The organism is Bacillus sp. BD59S, assembly GCF_007363175.1.
Lineage (GTDB): Bacteria > Bacillota > Bacilli > Bacillales > Bacillaceae_G > Bacillus_A > Bacillus_A pacificus.
Map to the genome: position 1 here is coordinate 3961902 of NZ_CP034686.1, position 17135 is coordinate 3979036.

A 17135-nucleotide genomic window follows, 5' to 3' on the forward strand; every position below is an offset into this window, starting at 1 on the left:
TGTTAGCGTCCTTTTTTAGTTCTTTTCATCTTCCTCTTTATCTTTTATACATAAGGCATAACATATTGTTTCAAACACTATGTATAGATATAAAGAAATTACACCGTTTTTCATTTTTTTAATAACTATTAATTATAAACTAAAGACTAACTATTATTCCTCATCTGCAAACTGTAAAAACTCCTCCAACCGCTCCTTTAACTCCTCCTCTATCTCACAATAAGATTCATCAACAAGTTCACCACTTAACTTACTTCCCCAATACCTTATTTGAAGCGGTACTCCTAAAAAATAACTACAACATTCCCAGATAGGAACTGTATAAAATTCAATCATCTTTCCTTCTTCATCTAATACAGCTATCGAAATGGATGAAGAATATCCTGTTTCAAAAGGATGTTCTTTATCTCTGATGAGTTCTATAAATAATTCCATGTTTTTTTCTATGTACAAATGTGAATAATCTTTAAAAAGTTTAAATGATATTCTCTCTATTTCATTCTCCATGCATTGAATCTTCTCTTTTAACTCCAATGTAAAATCTCTTTCTGTATACTTCATCTCCGTCTCCTTACACATAGAAAAAGAGAATACAATAACATATTCTCTTTCCTCACATATATTTCATTATCTCACAGCCCGTCCTTTTCACAAATAACCATTTTGTTCGCACCATTTATGAAATTGTCCTACGTCTACTCCAACTAACACGATATCCTTTAGCTCTACTTCAATGATTTGTTCTCCAATTACAATAGCAAACTGCGATTCTAATTTTGTCTCGTTTTTCTTTACAATTCCAATTCGGTTCCGATGCGGTCCATCTTTTATATATGCTTTTTGTCCTACAATATCAAAGTTCAAGATCTTCACCTCTTTTACTGCGCTCAAATTGGAAATACGATCTCCACCTCTGAAAATTTCCTTTCATTGCACTATTTCTCTATATATATGACGAAACAATAAAAGAGTCCTTCCTTCTTTACAATTATTTTTTCTTTGTTTCATTTTTGTGATTGAAACGTAAAGTTTATAATAAAATACACTTGGAAGCGCTTTCTATGTAATTTTTTATGTTATAATGTATAAGTAGAACTTCGTAAAGAGGGTTAAAAAAATGAATACAAAAATGATTAAAAAAGTAATTGAAGCATTAAAAGTATATGGCTTTCAGAATGTATCATTCTGTGACAAAACGAAGCAATTTTTATTTCATAACGAAACCGATATTATGAGCGGCTATGCAGAAATAACGTATAGTAGTCAATTTGAAAAATTCAACGTACAAATTCATCCTATTGAAACGCATCACCAAGGAGAGTTACAAGAGGTTGAAAGACATATACAAGCCTGTATAAGAAAAGTGGAATATTTAAACGCACTTCTTAGCGGACAAACAAAACTAGATGATAAAATTATTATAATGTAAAAAAGAACGTGATAGCCTCACGTTCTTTTTTTACATTATACGTTCATCTTTTCCTTCAGCTGTAATCCCGTAATGGACTCTAATACATCCATTGCTTCTCCAAATGTCATATCAAAAATTGTCTTGTCCTCTATGTATGGAAATTGTCTGAAACGCTTTTCTAACGTTTTCACGGCGTCTGACGTAAAGTGTGCACTATCAATGCCAAATTCTGTTTCAAGAAGAACGATCCAATCTAACACATGAAAACCTAATCCATTTACAAATGAAATAAGTTTTTCTTCTGGCTGTGAAGATAAGAATACGTGTCGTTCCATCTCACTAAAAAGTTCTTCTCCTAAAATATGAGCTAATTCATCATCATGTTCGCGATCAATGATTTCTTCATAACCATAATCATCAACAAGCTCTTCTACTTCTTCACTATCTGCAAAAAGTAATTGGTTAAGCTGCGCATCTTTCTTGAATTCACTATTTTGTACGACTTCTAAAAAACTCGTTTCCCATCCATTTTCTAATTTCATATTATGTACTCCTTTATATACATTTCTTATCATCACTGTACCCAAAAGATCACTTTTATAACCTTGTAGACAGTTACTATTATTTCACATGATTCATAACATAAGATGCAAATTCTGCTGCATCTCCTCCAAAAATATTTATTTCTGGCAAATGATAGAACGTTGTTTGGAGCAGGTTTCCTTCATGATATACATATATATTTTTCTCTAGCGCAATCGCCATTCCAAACTCTGTGTGGCTACCGTTTCCACCATCTAATATAAGTAAAAATACATCCGCTTCTTTAATAGCATTCTTTTCTGCCTGACCAATTTCTCTTAATTGATCTTGATTCACCGCTCTTTCATTTCTTGTCCAATCATATGTATGGTGCCATCCTGCATGTTTCAGTTCATTTGCTATAGAACGTACAAGGTGTTTATTTTGGAATCCTGAGGCGATATAAAAATTCATTTATATACACTCCCTCATTATATAAGGGGAAACTCCATTTTAGCGTTATTTGCTATAAACATAATAAAGAATAACTTCAAAAAAAATCCCCATCTTTAAAACTTATTTGCGTTTAAATGATGGGATGCCTCATGGTCTTCTTTTATTTTTTGTTTTTTATAACTTTCATCAGCTAACATTTCTAGTTCAGCTGTTATTTCTGATTTTTCAAGCTCTCTTTCTTGCGAAAACTTCCTTGAAATATAAACAATAACACTACCAACGTACAACACAAAGCATATAATAAGTGCAGTATTTTCATAGAGACTTAGCTCCAACACAGTCACTCCTAATCCATTCGTATTTTCACGCTTCATTAATCGGAATTTCCCTACTAACCATTTGTTACCCCGCATTAACGGGCAGTACGACCCCCCACCTCAAAATTCAGCGAACACAAAGAAGTTAGGTGGGGGATTAACTGCCCGTAAAAGCCCGATTGGTTCAACTAATAATCAGTGGGGGTGAACCTCCCACTGATTAAAGTTTCACTTTATTGTAACATAAAAACACCGTTTCTTGGAATCTTTCACCCTATTAAAAGAGGCATGATTGTTTCATCATGCCTCTGAAATATGTTGAATGATTGTTTGAATTGCTTCTTTTCCATTATATTTTTTTAGAGCTGTTTTATACATTTCATTATTTTGATTTAATTCTTCGACATGCTTTATAAGAGATTTCACAGTCACATCTTCTTCATACAATACGGAAGCATATCCTTGTCTCTCAAAAGACTCCGCATTTAGTATTTGATCTCCACGACTTGCAAATTTCGATAGTGGAATTAAGACCATCGGCTTTTGCAATGTTAAAAACTCAAAAATGGCATTAGAGCCCGCACGTGAAATAACAAAATCTGTTATCGCTAATATATCTGGCAATTCTCCGTGTACATACTCAAATTGTCTATATCCTTCTTTATTTTGTAAACTATCATCAAGATTACCTTTTCCGCAAAGGTGAACAATTTGATATTTTTTCAGAAGTTCTGGTAACGCTTCTCGAACCGTTTCATTAATTTTTTTTGCGCCCAAACTTCCTCCCATGATTGTAATAACTGGCTTTTTACGTGAAAAGCCTAAAAATGCTAAACCTTTTTCACGATTTCCCTTTAGTACTTCTTCACGTACAGGAGAACCTGTATAGATTACTTTTTCTTTCGGTAAATGTTTCGCAGCTTCTTCAAATGTAACAAATATTTTCGAAGCGAAACGGAGCGCAATTTTGTTTGCTAGTCCTGGCGTCATATCAGATTCATGTAATAAAACTGGTACCCTGTTTAACCATCCTCCAATTACGACTGGTACAGATACGAAACCACCTTTTGAAAAAATCACATCCGGTTTTAGTTTTCGAATTCTTACATATGCATCCATAACACCGATACGATAAACTTAACTAAATCTATACAATTCAATCAAATTTACACGAGTTAGTGCTTCATCGTGTTCTCGCAGCCCCAAAGGGACGAGGGGTATAACACTCCACACGAGGCAGTATCGTTACCTCCTATTATCAAGCATTTATTTTACCCATCTTGATAAATTTATCGCAGCATTTACATCCCTATCGTGATGGCTATTGCATGAAGCACAACACCACTCACGTATTTTTAAACTCCACTGTCCTTCTGGTTGAACTGAATGGTCGTATTTAACTCCGCAACATGAGCAAATCTTGCTTGAAGCGAACCATTTATCAGCTTTTACATACGCAATGCCATACTTCTCGCACTTGTATGATAAACATTGAAAGAAGAAGTGTAATTTTTGAAATGAAAATGCTTTCGATAGTTTTTTGTTTTTTAACAGGTTTGAGATAGATAAGTCTTCCACAACCATTCTCATTGGTTTGGTTTTCACCAATTTAGCTGTTGCTTGATGGATATGGTTATTTCGGATATTCATAATTTTCCTAGATAACCGCAGGTTCTCGATTTTTGCTTTTTCATATCCAGCAGATTGAATTTTTACACCTTTTTTAAATCTCCTAGACATATCTCTTTGCGCTGACTTTTTCCTTTTCAAAAGTTTTTTAACCTTGGCGTCTTTGTTTATATTTCGTTCTTTCGTACCATTAGAAGCTACAAACAGCTCTTTTAAACCAACATCCACACCGATTGACTCATTGGTTAGTTCTTGTGATTCAAAATCTTCTTGGAACCCCATACTAATCCACCAGTGACGACCATCAAATGTAACTCTTGGATTGGATGGTTTTTTATTTCTTGGTAGTTGTTGGCTTGTTTTCACTTCTCCAATAGACTGAATATGAACGACTTTCTTTCCTATAATCAGCCTTTCATAATTGGCATAAAATCCTTGGATTACATCTTTTTTAGATTTATAAGAAGTGTGATAACCATTTTTGTACTTTTTGAACGAATTTTTTCTCGCCGTATCAAAATCTTTTGAAGCCTGTTTAGGAACTTGTGCATTAATGTCTTGTAACCACTCATATCTCTTTCGCTTCTTGATCTTTGTAAATCGTTTCTGTAAAGCTAACTGTGAAACAGATTTTCCAAATAGCTTATAGTATCTATCACTCATTCTTTTACAATAGTTATAAGCGAATATTTAATTAACTTTCGTTATAATTGGTTAAATAAATCGTAACAGTTAGTTACCCTTCATCACAAGAAATGGATCTTTTATATTTTTCAAATCAAAATAACGGCGTAGCTTTCCGCTCGCAATACTATAGTACGGAATGCCTTCCTTTTCTATAATTGTTTTCTCAATTCCTTGATGAGAACCAATATAAGAAATATCCCAATTTTGTTCTTGTAAATGCGGAATGATGGCTAAATTAGGTGTTACATGCCCTGCCGAACCGCCACCTGTAAAGACTATTTTCTTCATACGTCTCCCCCTTCTACACTATAATACACTAAAATATCTTGCCTCAGGGTGAGAAAATACCATAGCCGTTACAGATGCTTCTGGCTCCATCATAAATCCTTCCGTTAATGAAATGCCTATTTCTTCTGGATGAATAAGTCGAAATAATTTTTCTTGATCCGCGAGTTCTGGACATGCTGGATAACCGAAGGACACGCGTATCCCTCTATATTTTGTACGGAAACGTTCTTCCATTGTCAGTTCTGGTGAATCTGGAATACCCCAACGATCACGAATAAGCATATGTGTCTTTTCAGCAAGTCCTTCTGCTAGTTCGAGCGCTAACGATTGAATGGCATGACTGCGTAAATAATCACCTTTCGCTTTCCACTCTTCAGCAATGTCACGAACACCTTCTCCAACCGTAACAGATAGGAAAGCAACGTAGTCCATCTCATCTCCAACTGGGCGTAAATAATCACCTAAAGTACGATATGGTGCTTTTCCTTGTCTTGGGAATGTGAAACGCTCTATAACACGCGCATGATCTTCTGGATCATATATTACAATATTTTTTCCGTCGCTTTGCGCTGGGAAAAATTGATACACTGCTTTCGGCTTTAACCAAGATTGTCCTTCCTGCAATAATTCGTCTATTAAATCATTTAATTCATGTGCTCTTTTATCTCCCTCTTGCAAAAGCTTCTTCACACTTCCTTTTAATCCAAGGTGATGTCCAAGTAGCATTTGTCTATTTAAAAATGGAGCGAGATGAAGGGCGGGAATATCGCGTAATACAATTCGTTTTGTTGAATCAGGCACGATAACCTCAGCCTTCGGTAATGGCTCAATTACTGCTGGAATTTCTACTTTCTTCTCTTCTTTTGTTACGATATGAAGATGACGTTCTTTTTTATCTTGTTTCATCTTCTCACGCTCTTCTTCTTTTTGAAGCTTATTAATAATATCAAGACCAGTCATTGCATCACTCGCATAACATACGAGCCCTTTATAGGATGGCGAAATACGATTATCTGTAAACTTTCTCGTTAACGCTGCCCCGCCTACAACGATTGGAATATCAATATCCGCTGCTTTTAAATCTTCAGCAGTCGTTACCATTTGTTGCGCTGATTTTACTAGTAAACCAGAAAGCCCAATAATATCCGGCTTCTTTTCTTGTACTTCTTGCACAATTCGATCGGAGCGAACATTGATTCCTAAATTAATAATCTCATATCCATTATTCGCTAAAATAATTTCAACAAGATTTTTCCCAATATCATGTACGTCACCTTTAACAGTTGCTAATAATACTTTCCCTTTTTTCGCACTATCGCTAGATTCCATATGCGGCTCTAAATAACTTACAGCAGCTTTCATACTTTCAGCACTTTGCAATACTTCAGCAACGATAAGCTCATTATTATTAAATAATCTTCCTACCTCATCCATTCCTGTCATAAGCGGACCATTAATAATATCAAGAGGTTTCCTTCCTTCTGTAAGTGCGAGACTTAAATCTTCGTGTAAACCTTGTTTCGTACCTTCCACAATATAATTTGCTAGTCGTTCATCAAGAGTCAACGTTTCTTGCACAACGACATCTTTCTTTTTGGCGACTCGGTAAAAGTTTGTAAATTCTTCTAACGTCTCTTTCGTCGTTTCAAATAATAATGCATCTGCAAGGCGTTTTTCTTCATCAGGAATTGACGCATAGCGCTCTAATTTTTCCGTATTTACAATCGCGTAATCTAACCCTGCTTTCGTTGCATGATATAAAAAGACGGAATTTAACACTTCGCGGCCAGCTGGTGGTAAACCAAATGATATGTTACTTACACCTAAAATCGTTAAACACTCTGGTAATGCTTCTTTAATAAGGCGAATCCCTTCTATCGTCGCAGCCGCCGAGCCAATATACTCTTCATCACCTGTCCCTACAGGAAATACAAGTGCATCAAAAATAATATCTGACGGGCGTATACCATATTTCGTCGTCAATAACTCATAACTTCTTTTCGCAATTTCTAGTTTTCTTTCCGCACTTACTGCCATTCCATCTTCATCGATTGTTCCAACTACAATTGCAGCACCATATTTCCGAAGAAGCGGTGTCACTTTTTTAAATCGCTCTTCTCCATCTTCTAAATTAATTGAATTAATAACAGCTTTTCCTTGAATATAAGTAAGAGCTCGCTCCATCACATGTTCATCTGTTGAGTCAATCATAATCGGTACTTTTAACACTTTCGTAACTTCTGCCAAGAAGTTTTCCATATCTTCTATTTCATCGCGGTCCGGGTCTGCCATACAAATATCAATAATATGAGCATTTTTCTTCACTTGCGCTCTAGCGATTTCAGCAGCCTCTTCAAATTTCCCTTCTGCTACTAATCGTTTAAATTTACGTGATCCAATAACATTTGTTCTTTCACCAACAAATAACGGTCTCATAGAGTCATCATATTGCAGTGCCTCTAATCCACTAACCCCATGTCCCACTCTCTCTTGCTGTTCACGAGGTTTAAGAGACGTTAATGCGGATTTCATTGCTTTTATATGTTCTGGTGTTGTACCACAACAACCACCGATAATATTAACCCATCCTTCTTCAGCAAATCGCTTCACCTTTTCGGCGAGAGAAGATGGAGATTCATGATAATGTCCATCTTCATCAGGAAGACCTGCATTTGGATAACAAGAAATGTAACATTCCGATAAATCAGATAGAGAACGAATATGGTCTCTCATAAACTCCGGGCCAGTCGCACAGTTTAATCCAACAGATAATGGCTTCATATGTTCTACCGATAAGTAAAAAGCCTCAATTGTTTGCCCAGCTAAGGTCGTTCCCATTGGTTCAATCGTTCCCGAAATCATGATAGGTACAATTGTATTTAGTTCATCAAAAGCCGCTTGAATTCCAATATAAGCAGCCTTCACGTTACGCATATCTTGACTCGTCTCAACGAGTAATACATCCACTCCTCCTTTCAACAATCCTCTTGCCTGCCGGGTATAAGCTTCAATTAATTCTTCAAACGTCACACCACCAGTAACACTAATCGCTTTCGTTGTCGGTCCCATTGCTCCCGCAACATATACTTCCTTCCCGCTTTCTTCGACTGCTTGCTTCGCTAAACGCGCTGCCTTCTCATTTAGCTCCTCGTCTAAATGAGATAACTCATAATCACTTAGTACAATATTTGTCGCCCCAAATGTATTTGTTTCAATAATATCCGCTCCAGCTTCAATATAAGCTTTATGAATCTTTAAAATAACATCTGGTCTTGTTTCTACTAAATACTCATTACAACCTTCGTACTCCTCTCCTCCGAAATCTTCCGCAGTTAAGTCCTCTTGCTGGATCATCGTTCCCATTGCACCATCTAATATTAAGATGTTATTTTGTAATTTTTCTTCTATACATTTCATCAATTAATACCTTCTTTCACTTCTTGCTTTTCTCTCACATATTTAACAAGATGTTCTGTAATTTCATATTTTAGAAATGGTGTAATAAGATAAATGCCGTTAAAATATTTCATCGCCGCATCAATTAGTTCTTGTGAAATGCGAACTCCTTCCTCAATTGCTGCCTCTTTCGTTTCATGCCCATCCATTCTCTCCCTTACTACGTCAGGCAGCGTAATGCCTGGCACCTCAAAATGAAGGAAATCTGCATTCCGTTTACTTATTAATGGCATAATCCCAATAAAAATAGGCTGTTCCAAATGCTTTGTCGCCTCATACACTTCTTCAATTAACGCGATATCGTAAATTGGCTGCGTTAAGAAGTATTCCGCTCCAGCATCTATTTTCCGTTCCATTCGCTTAACCGCTGCTTTTAAATGTCTTACATGCGGGTTAAATGCACCGCCCACAGAAAACCTTGTTGCCGGTCCAATGGATTTCCCTAAAATAGAGCGCCCATCATTCATTTCTTTAATCATTTTAATGAGCTCAATAGAGGATAAATCATATACAGAAGTGGCACCTGGAAAATCACCAACACGCGCTGGATCTCCAGTTAAAGCTAACACTTCTTCCATACCTAATGCTGATAGACCTAGTAAGTGAGATTGTAGTCCGATGACGTTATGGTCTCTACATGTTAAGTGCGTCAATACCGGAATATCATGCTTCGTTAATAATGCTCCCATTGCCATATTCGAGATACGAGGCGATGCTAATGAATTATCTGCTAGTGTAATAGCATCTGCTCCAGCTCTTTTCAATGCTCTTGCGCCTTCAAAAAATCGCTGCGTATCTAACGTTTTTGGTGGATCTAATTCCACTACGACTGTCGTTTGTTTTTTTGCTTTCTCTGCTAAAGTGACATGAGCTTTTGAACGTTTCTCATGTGTATGAACTACTTTTGGTCTTTGAACCGTATCCTTTTCTATTACAGGCGTAACATTTAGAGTAGCACGTTTCATACTTTCAATATGTTCTGGAGTCGTGCCACAGCAACCACCCAATAACCGAATACCTTGCTCAATAAATTTCGGTGTCATCGCTTCGAAATAAGCTGGACTTCCCTCATATACGTAGCGTCCCTCCACATAATTTGGGAGACCTGCATTTGGATATGCTGACAAGTAACCATTTTTCGGAATCGATATCATTTTAAAAGCTTCCGTCATATGAAGTGGCCCTAGTTGGCAGTTCAATCCAACAACATTTGCACCGTAATCTAAAAGCTGTTTTAATATTTCATTTACATCATTTCCATTTTGAGTCGTACCCGCCTCATGTAACGCCAATTGCGCTACAATTGGAATATTCGTTTCTTTTCGTAACACCTGAACAGCATGAAGTAATTCAAACTCATCATAAAAAGTCTCTAATAGCAGTCCATCAACCTGTTCTTCTAATAATGCACTTGCCTGTTCCAGTAACATAAATTCTCGCTCCATATCAGTTGTCGTAACCGCCCCGATATGTTTCATACCACCAATTGTGCCTAAAATTGCATTTCTGTCTGTAACAGATGCTTTCGCCAGTTTTACTGCCGCTCTATTAATTTTAGTAACTTGATTTTCTAATCCATACATACGTAATTTCGCTTCATTTGCTCCGTACGTATTTGTTTGAATCACATCTGCCCCAGCCGCTACATATTGCTTATGAATCGATATAATTAAATCTGGATCAGATATATTCAATTCTTCAAAACTACTTTGCAAACCATGTGAATGTAATAACGTCCCAACCGCACCATCACCTATTACAATTCCTTTTGATAATAAATCTAGCAATTTCACAAATCTCCCTCATTTCTATCAATATAAAAACCCCCTCTTCACTTTGAAGAGGGGGACATAATCGATCCTCCTCTTATTATGCAAAACATTCGTTTTGCAGGTATTAGCACCGTTTCAAACATTTCGTTTGAAGGTTGCCGGGTTTCACAGGGCCTTTCCCTCCACCGCTCTCAATAAGAGTTTGTCTTTATTATTTTATTTATGTAGCTAAAAGGAAATGCGTTCCCCTTTTAACAATGTTTGTTAATTTTTTTATAAATTTAGCACGCACAAATACAAAAGTCAATGACACTTGCGGAAAAATAAAAATCATTTAAAATAAAGTTGCAATTCAATTATCTTTTGTTGTAAAGTTAAAACCATAATAAAATTTCATACGAACATTCTTATCTAGAGAGGTAGAGGGACTGGCCCTATGACGCCTCAGCAACCATTAACATTTGTTAATAAGGTGCTAATTCCAGCAAATTGTGAAAGATTTGACAGATGAGAAGAAGACTCTATTCAAACCGAAAGCCTTCTTCTTAGAAGGCTTTTTTTATTTTATATTCAATTAATGGTTCAATTTAAAAAGGAGGAATTTTCACATGTCAACTATCGAAACAAAACTAGCGCAAATCGGAAACCGGAGTGAAACTACAACAGGAACTGTTAATCCACCTGTTTATTTTTCAACTGCTTATCGTCACGAAGGAATTGGTAAATCTACTGGATTTGATTATTCACGAACTGGAAATCCAACGCGCGGCCTATTAGAACAGGCAATCGCAGACTTAGAATGCGGCGAACAAGGTTATGCCTGTAGTTCAGGGATGGCAGCCGTTCTTCTTGTTCTTTCCCTATTCCGCTCTGGGGACGAACTTATTGTTTCCGAAGATTTATACGGTGGCACTTATCGATTATTTTCTGAGCACGAAAAAAAGTGGAATGTTCGATGTAGATACGTAAATACACAATCTATTAAACAAATTGAGCAAGCCATCACAACGAAAACGAAGGCTATTTTCATAGAAACTCCAACTAATCCATTAATGCAAGTTACCGATATTGCCGCTGTCGCAACTGTAGCGAAAAGACACGGACTACTTCTTATTGTAGACAACACATTCTACACGCCTTATATACAACAGCCATTAACAGAAGGTGCCGATATCGTACTTCATAGCGCAACGAAATATTTAGGTGGTCATAACGATGTACTAAGCGGACTTGTCGTTGCAAAAGGAAAGGAACTTTGTGAGGAAATCGCTCATTATCACAATGCCTCTGGTGCGGTCTTAAGTCCATTTGACTCATGGCTATTGATTCGTGGTATGAAAACGCTAGCGCTTCGCATGAGACAACATGAAGAAAATGCAAAAGCAGTTGTTGCTTATTTAAATGATGAGGACGGGGTGACAGATGTATTTTATCCTGGAAGAGGCGGCATGATCTCATTTCGTCTGAAAGATGAAACATGGATTAATCCATTCTTACAATCTTTATCCTTAATTACATTTGCTGAAAGTCTCGGTGGTGTTGAAAGTTTAATGACATATCCAGCAACGCAAACACACGCTGATATTCCAGAAGAAATTAGAACAGCAAACGGTGTATGTAATCGTCTTCTTCGATTTTCCGTTGGCATTGAAAATAGTAACGATTTAATTCAAGACTTACAGCAAGCCGTTAAACTTGTAAAAGAAGGTGTAAGAATATGAATTATTCTATAGATACACTCTTACTGCACAACCAATATAAACATGACTCGCAAACAGGAGCTGTTAACGTTCCTATCTATAACACATCAACATTTCACCAATTTGATGTAGATACGTTCGGGAAATATGACTATAGCAGGTCAGGCAATCCAACTCGTGAAGCTCTTGAAGACATCATTGCTTTATTAGAAGGCGGAACAAAAGGATTTGCCTTCGCATCAGGAATTGCAGCGATTTCTACTGCATTCCTCCTCCTTTCACAAGGTGATCACGTACTCATTTCAGAAGACGTATACGGAGGGACTTATCGAATGATAACTGAAGTTCTCTCCCGTTACGGTGTTTCACATACATTTGTTGATATGACCAATTTAGAAGAAATAAAGCAAAACATTAAGCCAAATACAAAACTCTTTTATGTAGAAACACCTTCCAATCCACTTTTAAAAGTGACAGATATTCGTGCTGTTTCTAAACTTGCAAAATCTATTGGCGCCCTTACTTTTGTTGATAATACATTTTTGACACCACTATTCCAGAAACCACTTGACCTTGGCGCTGATGTCATTCTTCATAGTGCCACAAAATTCATTGCCGGTCATAGTGATGTTACTGCCGGATTAGCAGTTGTAAAAGATGCCGATCTCGCTCAAAAACTTGGCTTTTTACAAAATTCATTCGGCGCTATTCTAGGCCCGCAAGATTGTTCTCTCGTACTTCGCGGTCTAAAAACATTGCATGTACGTCTTGAGCATTCAGCTGCTAATGCCAATAAAATTGCACACTATTTACAAGAGCACGCTAAAGTTCAAAATGTCTATTATCCAGGATTACACACACATCTTGGATTTAACATTCAACAATCTCAAGCTACATCAGCAGGAGCTGTCCTATCTTTCACTTTACAATCAGAAGACGCACTTCGCCAATTTTTATCAAAAGTAAAATTACCTGTCTTTGCGGTTAGTTTAGGGGCTGTCGAATCGATCCTTTCCTACCCAGCTAAAATGTCACATGCAGCACTATCGCAAGAAGCCCGTGATGAAAGAGGTATTTCAAATTCATTACTTCGGCTATCCGTCGGTCTTGAAAATGTTGACGATTTAATATCCGATTTTGAAAATGCCCTTTCTTATGTAGAAGAGCCTGTAAATGCATAGAGAGCAGAGAAGATATGAAATTAAGTTATCATATCTTCTTTTTTACGCTGATAAGTATATTTTTCACCCCTTCGTATAATTCATAAAAAAATGACAGATCACTATCTATTTTCAAGTAATGAATTAATTGATATATTAAGAAGTAAAAAAGGGGCAAAAATAATGGATACATGTGCAGATGTTTTAATCGTTATCGATTTACAAAATGGAGTATGTTATAGTGAGGGGCATTTATTTAATTTACAAAATTTACTTACAAAAGTAAATAAAAGAATTTCTTCATATAGAAAATCAAATAAACCAATTCTTTTCGTTCAACATTGTGATGATGATTTAGTACCTGAAAAAGAACTTTGGGCTATTCATTCAGATTTAGATGTTCAAAAACAAGATTTTTTTGTAAGAAAAACACATGCCAATTCTTTTTATAACACAAACTTGAAAGAGATTTTAGATCAATTATCTGTACATCGTATTGAATTTTGTGGTGCTCAAACAGAGTACTGTATGGATACCACGATTAAATTTGCCCATGGACTAGGGTACGAAAACTTCATGGTCCAGAAAGCAACCTCTACGTTAAATAATCCATTTATGTCCGCAAAAGAGACAATTGATTTTTATGAAAATATATGGAACCACAGATTTTTAAAATTGATGAAAGATGAAATCTAGAATACATAACTAACGTCTTGGTAATTCTAAGATTTATCAGCTATATTCAAACATTTCATTTTCACCATAAAGAAGCTGACTACATTCGGCTTCTTTTCTTTTAACCTGTTTTATATTCTATATATAACATTATAATTCCTTTGTCATATTATTTTAAAAATTTTGTATATTCATTTGAAAGAATAAGAAAATCATGATAAAATTGTGTTACAAATATATCTATATCTTTCAATTTTTAAAACGCATCGAAATTTTCACCCAAAAATGTCATTTTACAAAACCGTGCTAAATTATCTACTTTATTTACATCAGGGTCTCTTTTCTTACAATTTCTTTACTTTAGGAATGTTTTTCTGCAACAACTGTTTTCTTTTCTTTAATTTTTTGGTATGTATAGTATGGTATAACAGCTCACACGGAGGTGGAAAAGAACATGTTAGAAACCTTTCAAAAAGAAATAGAACTATATGAAAGCAATGCAGAATTATTGAAAGTACTTGCTCATCCTGTTCGCTTATGTATTGTAAAAGGATTAATTGAACGTGGTCCAAGCAACGTTTCTACAATGTACACTGGCTTAAACATGCCACAATCTACAATTTCACAGCATTTAGCAAAGTTAAAAAGTGCTAAAATCGTTTCAAGTGAAAGAAAAGGATTAGAAATTTATTACAAAGTAGAAAACGAAACAATTATTCAACTCGTTCGCGTATTATTGGGTTAGGGACTCATAGACAGAGAAAAAGGACGTATTTTATATTTTTTATCTCATATCTTTAATATAAATATATATCATGAGAGGAAATATATGATGCTACATAAGTCGTATTAAAAAACAAGACACAGAACTATGCTGTGTCTTGTTTTTTTATATTTTCAAATACCGATCCAAGTGTAACTGTTGCATATGTTTCGTATGTATAACAACATCACATGCACTCCCTAATCCTCCGCTCAAAATCATAGAATGAACTGCACGATTTTGTTTTTGAATTTCAGAAAAAGGATCCCTATCTTGATGATTCGTAAGCAGCTCTAGTATTCCTGCCGCTAACAAAAACTCAGATTGTTTCTTATGCCATACCATATCCATACCTTGCAGGCTAAACATTTCTTTCAGTTCGTCCCAATGAATATGAGTAGTAAGATCCATTTCACCTGGATACGCTAAAGGATTACGAATTAACTTATGCTCGTAATATCCTCGTAAACTACCTTCTTGATGTGCAGGATGCATCCATTCTTCTTTTGTATATCCATAATCAACTGTAATACATAAACCTCGTTGAAACCATTTCGCAATTTCTTTTATATATTCTTCCATCGCAATCGGCACTTCAAAACGCTGACCTTCAGCAAGATGAATATTATATTTCAATAAGTATCGACCAATTCTTTTATGTAACGGCCTACATACTTCTGCAAGTTTCCCTTCCTCTGTGTACGTAACACGTACTTCATACAATATTCCATTTCTCTTCTCAATTACTTCAACAGGAAATGCATCAAATAACTCATTCGAAAAAAGAATCCCCTCGAACGATTCTCCCATTTCACTATGCGACGTATAATATGACACATTAGAAAACGAACAAAGAGTTTTTTGCTGCAATTTTCTATGAAAAGGGCTCATTTCAATTATCGAATAGTTTAAATCAATAAAGGTTTCCGGTGATAATTGCTTCCATTCTTGTAAAACATCATAGGCAAACCTTCCTGTCCCCCCACCAATCTCACAAATATGTGGAGCAACTTCACCATTTTCAACAAGACGAATAAAAAACTTAGCAAAGGTTTTTGCAAACACAGAGGATACGTTGCTACTTGTAAAAAAATCCCCTTGTCTTCCTATTTTTTCACGTTCTTTCATATAATATCCATGTTCCTCTGCGTATAATGCGAGGTTCATATATGTACTGTATGAAATTGAATAATCCTTTTCTTTTTCCATCCATTCTTTTAAAATGAGCTCCATCTCCATACTAGCTCCTTACTGTAAAAATGGATTATTTTCTTTTTCAAAACCAATGCTTGTTTCTGGACCATGTCCACATAACACCGCTGTTTCATCAGGTAATACAAATAATTTCTCTTCAATACTTCCAATCAATTCTGCAAAACTTCCACCAGGTAAGTCTGTTCTTCCAATACTCATTTGGAACAATACATCTCCAGAAAATACAGCATTCGCCTCTTTACAGTAATAAGAAATACTGCCTGGAGAATGTCCTGGTGTCTCAAAAATTTCAAAGTTAAATGAACCAATTGCTAATGCACCTTCTGCATCAATAATATGATCTGCTGGTTTTGCTGTAATGCTGCGATTCATCATAAAGATTTGAGAACCATTTACAGTTGCATCTCCTAACCAATCTGCTTCTTCTTTATGTACGTACACAGGAATATGAAAAGCGTCTCTTACCGCATCAACAGCACCAATATGATCAAAGTGAGCATGTGTTAATAAAACAGCCAGTGGCTTTAATTGTTCTTCTTGTAAATATGTAACGAGCTTCTCTCCTTCGTGACCAGGATCAAAGATAATACACTCATTTTGCTCATTCGTTAAAATATAAGCATTTGTTTGTAATGGGCCTAACGGCATTTGTATCCATTTCATATGAAAATCTCCTCCAATTATTAAACTTACTTTCAATGATACAACATTTTTTTCTCTTAGGAAAAGAAAGGATGCTATCTCGACAATCATTTTTAAAACATGTACAATATAAAAGAGTAAATATTCCAAAAACTCATATTAAGGAATGGGTAGACAGAGGAGGATATTGTATGGGCCTTGTTATTATTTTTACGCTTGTCACTCTGTTAGCTGTATTTGCTACGCTTAGAACACTTCGCGAAAAGAATTTTCTCGCGGGCGGCTTTGCAATTGCAACTGTACTCGTTTTCGGATGGTTTACAATCATGACTGTTCTATATAACGGGTACCCACCAGCAGCTTAATTCATTTACATGCTCGTCTTCATCAAGATTTCGCACAAAAAGAGGAAGGGTTTCCCCTTCCTCTTTTCATACTTCAC

16 protein-coding genes, 2 pseudogenes and 2 riboswitches are annotated in these 17135 nt (G+C 35.9%); of the genes and pseudogenes, 6 read left to right on the plus strand and 12 right to left on the minus strand.

The window, feature by feature from the left end; genetic code table 11:
* Positions 1-153: 153 nt before the first annotated feature.
* On the minus strand, positions 154-561 hold the full coding sequence (locus EKQ63_RS22800) for a hypothetical protein (protein WP_088326719.1): 408 nt from the start codon (positions 559-561) through the stop codon (positions 154-156).
* A gap of 87 nt (positions 562-648) precedes the next feature.
* Entirely contained in the window at positions 649-864 is a 216-nt protein-coding gene (locus EKQ63_RS22805) for a DUF3912 family protein (RefSeq protein ID WP_001008331.1), read from the minus strand.
* A gap of 253 nt (positions 865-1117) precedes the next feature.
* On the opposite strand from EKQ63_RS22805, the gene EKQ63_RS22810 reads away from it, so the two are divergent.
* The gene (locus tag EKQ63_RS22810) at positions 1118-1429 is read left to right on the plus strand and encodes a hypothetical protein (protein ID WP_029439923.1); all 312 of its coding nucleotides are present in this window, start codon (positions 1118-1120) and stop codon (positions 1427-1429) included.
* Between the two features lie 35 nt (positions 1430-1464).
* On the opposite strand, the gene EKQ63_RS22815 is transcribed toward EKQ63_RS22810, so the two are convergent.
* The 8 genes and pseudogenes from EKQ63_RS22815 to EKQ63_RS22850 form a co-directional block, all read right to left on the minus strand.
* The gene (locus tag EKQ63_RS22815; protein WP_140421179.1) at positions 1465-1953 is read right to left on the minus strand and encodes a hypothetical protein; all 489 of its coding nucleotides are present in this window, start codon (positions 1951-1953) and stop codon (positions 1465-1467) included.
* Positions 1954-2032: 79 nt separating this feature from the next.
* Positions 2033-2407, minus strand: coding sequence for a nucleoside 2-deoxyribosyltransferase (locus EKQ63_RS22820; RefSeq protein WP_087954293.1), 375 nt, complete (start codon positions 2405-2407; stop codon positions 2033-2035).
* A gap of 95 nt (positions 2408-2502) precedes the next feature.
* Positions 2503-2763 (minus strand): DUF3966 domain-containing protein, encoded by a 261-nt coding sequence (locus EKQ63_RS22825; RefSeq protein ID WP_000817964.1) that lies wholly within the window; start codon positions 2761-2763, stop codon positions 2503-2505.
* A 243-nt stretch (positions 2764-3006) separates the two neighbouring features.
* A pseudogene (gene murG, locus EKQ63_RS22830) lies at positions 3007-3831 on the minus strand (undecaprenyldiphospho-muramoylpentapeptide beta-N-acetylglucosaminyltransferase); the annotation flags it as partial.
* Positions 3832-3972: 141 nt separating this feature from the next.
* Positions 3973-5025 carry an RNA-guided endonuclease InsQ/TnpB family protein gene (locus tag EKQ63_RS22835; RefSeq protein WP_263053828.1) on the minus strand — a complete coding sequence of 351 codons (1053 nt, stop codon included), beginning with the start codon at positions 5023-5025 and terminating at the stop codon, positions 3973-3975.
* Positions 5026-5073: 48 nt separating this feature from the next.
* Positions 5074-5310, minus strand: a pseudogene (locus EKQ63_RS22840) (glycosyltransferase); the annotation flags it as partial.
* Between the two features lie 18 nt (positions 5311-5328).
* Entirely contained in the window at positions 5329-8727 is a 3399-nt protein-coding gene (metH, locus tag EKQ63_RS22845) for a methionine synthase (protein WP_087954289.1), read from the minus strand.
* Complete coding sequence (locus EKQ63_RS22850) at positions 8727-10559, minus strand: bifunctional homocysteine S-methyltransferase/methylenetetrahydrofolate reductase (RefSeq protein ID WP_087954288.1); 1833 nt, start codon at positions 10557-10559, stop codon at positions 8727-8729. The genes metH and EKQ63_RS22850 overlap by 1 nt, the downstream gene beginning before the upstream one ends.
* A gap of 70 nt (positions 10560-10629) precedes the next feature.
* Positions 10630-10739: riboswitch (SAM riboswitch) on the minus strand.
* A 203-nt stretch (positions 10740-10942) separates the two neighbouring features.
* Positions 10943-11052: riboswitch (SAM riboswitch) on the plus strand.
* Positions 11053-11146: 94 nt separating this feature from the next.
* Here EKQ63_RS22850 and metI point away from each other — a divergent pair.
* The 4 genes from metI to EKQ63_RS22870 all read left to right on the plus strand — a co-directional run bounded on the left by metI (position 11147) and on the right by EKQ63_RS22870 (position 14818).
* A complete protein-coding gene (metI, locus tag EKQ63_RS22855) occupies positions 11147-12259 on the plus strand; it encodes a cystathionine gamma-synthase/O-acetylhomoserine thiolyase (protein ID WP_000103876.1) in 1113 nt (370 codons plus the stop codon).
* Complete coding sequence (gene metC / locus EKQ63_RS22860; RefSeq protein WP_143881536.1) at positions 12256-13419, plus strand: cystathionine beta-lyase; 1164 nt, start codon at positions 12256-12258, stop codon at positions 13417-13419. Before metI ends, metC begins: the two co-directional genes overlap by 4 nt.
* A 162-nt stretch (positions 13420-13581) precedes the next feature.
* Complete coding sequence (locus EKQ63_RS22865; protein WP_143881783.1) at positions 13582-14094, plus strand: cysteine hydrolase family protein; 513 nt, start codon at positions 13582-13584, stop codon at positions 14092-14094.
* Between the two features lie 433 nt (positions 14095-14527).
* A complete protein-coding gene (locus tag EKQ63_RS22870; protein WP_000894375.1) occupies positions 14528-14818 on the plus strand; it encodes an ArsR/SmtB family transcription factor in 291 nt (96 codons plus the stop codon).
* A gap of 144 nt (positions 14819-14962) precedes the next feature.
* Here the strand turns inward: EKQ63_RS22870 and EKQ63_RS22875 are convergent, their stop codons facing one another.
* Positions 14963-16075, minus strand: coding sequence for a class I SAM-dependent methyltransferase (locus tag EKQ63_RS22875; protein WP_143881537.1), 1113 nt, complete (start codon positions 16073-16075; stop codon positions 14963-14965).
* 9 nt (positions 16076-16084) lie between these two features.
* On the minus strand, positions 16085-16714 hold the full coding sequence (locus tag EKQ63_RS22880; RefSeq protein ID WP_000871248.1) for an MBL fold metallo-hydrolase: 630 nt from the start codon (positions 16712-16714) through the stop codon (positions 16085-16087).
* Positions 16715-16884: 170 nt separating this feature from the next.
* Between EKQ63_RS22880 and EKQ63_RS22885 the strand changes: the two genes are divergently transcribed.
* A complete protein-coding gene (locus EKQ63_RS22885; protein ID WP_000524853.1) occupies positions 16885-17058 on the plus strand; it encodes a DUF2759 domain-containing protein in 174 nt (57 codons plus the stop codon).
* Positions 17059-17135 lie beyond the last annotated feature (77 nt).

Bases quoted from the DNA above. Each gene is read 5' to 3' on its own strand.
- metI (WP_000103876.1), top strand. From the start codon at position 11,147: ATGTCAACTATCGAAACAAAACTAGCGCAAATCGGAAACCGGAGTGAA.
- EKQ63_RS22865 (WP_143881783.1), top strand. From the start codon at position 13,582: ATGGATACATGTGCAGATGTTTTAATCGTTATCGATTTACAAAATGGA.
- EKQ63_RS22880 (WP_000871248.1), bottom strand. From the start codon at position 16,714: ATGAAATGGATACAAATGCCGTTAGGCCCATTACAAACAAATGCTTAT.
- EKQ63_RS22810 (WP_029439923.1), top strand. From the start codon at position 1,118: ATGAATACAAAAATGATTAAAAAAGTAATTGAAGCATTAAAAGTATAT.
- EKQ63_RS22875 (WP_143881537.1), bottom strand. From the start codon at position 16,075: ATGGAGATGGAGCTCATTTTAAAAGAATGGATGGAAAAAGAAAAGGAT.
- metC (WP_143881536.1), top strand. From the start codon at position 12,256: ATGAATTATTCTATAGATACACTCTTACTGCACAACCAATATAAACAT.
- EKQ63_RS22820 (WP_087954293.1), bottom strand. From the start codon at position 2,407: ATGAATTTTTATATCGCCTCAGGATTCCAAAATAAACACCTTGTACGT.
- EKQ63_RS22800 (WP_088326719.1), bottom strand. From the start codon at position 561: ATGAAGTATACAGAAAGAGATTTTACATTGGAGTTAAAAGAGAAGATT.
- EKQ63_RS22870 (WP_000894375.1), top strand. From the start codon at position 14,528: ATGTTAGAAACCTTTCAAAAAGAAATAGAACTATATGAAAGCAATGCA.
- EKQ63_RS22885 (WP_000524853.1), top strand. From the start codon at position 16,885: ATGGGCCTTGTTATTATTTTTACGCTTGTCACTCTGTTAGCTGTATTT.
- EKQ63_RS22815 (WP_140421179.1), bottom strand. From the start codon at position 1,953: ATGAAATTAGAAAATGGATGGGAAACGAGTTTTTTAGAAGTCGTACAA.
- EKQ63_RS22825 (WP_000817964.1), bottom strand. From the start codon at position 2,763: ATGAAGCGTGAAAATACGAATGGATTAGGAGTGACTGTGTTGGAGCTA.
- metH (WP_087954289.1), bottom strand. From the start codon at position 8,727: ATGAAATGTATAGAAGAAAAATTACAAAATAACATCTTAATATTAGAT.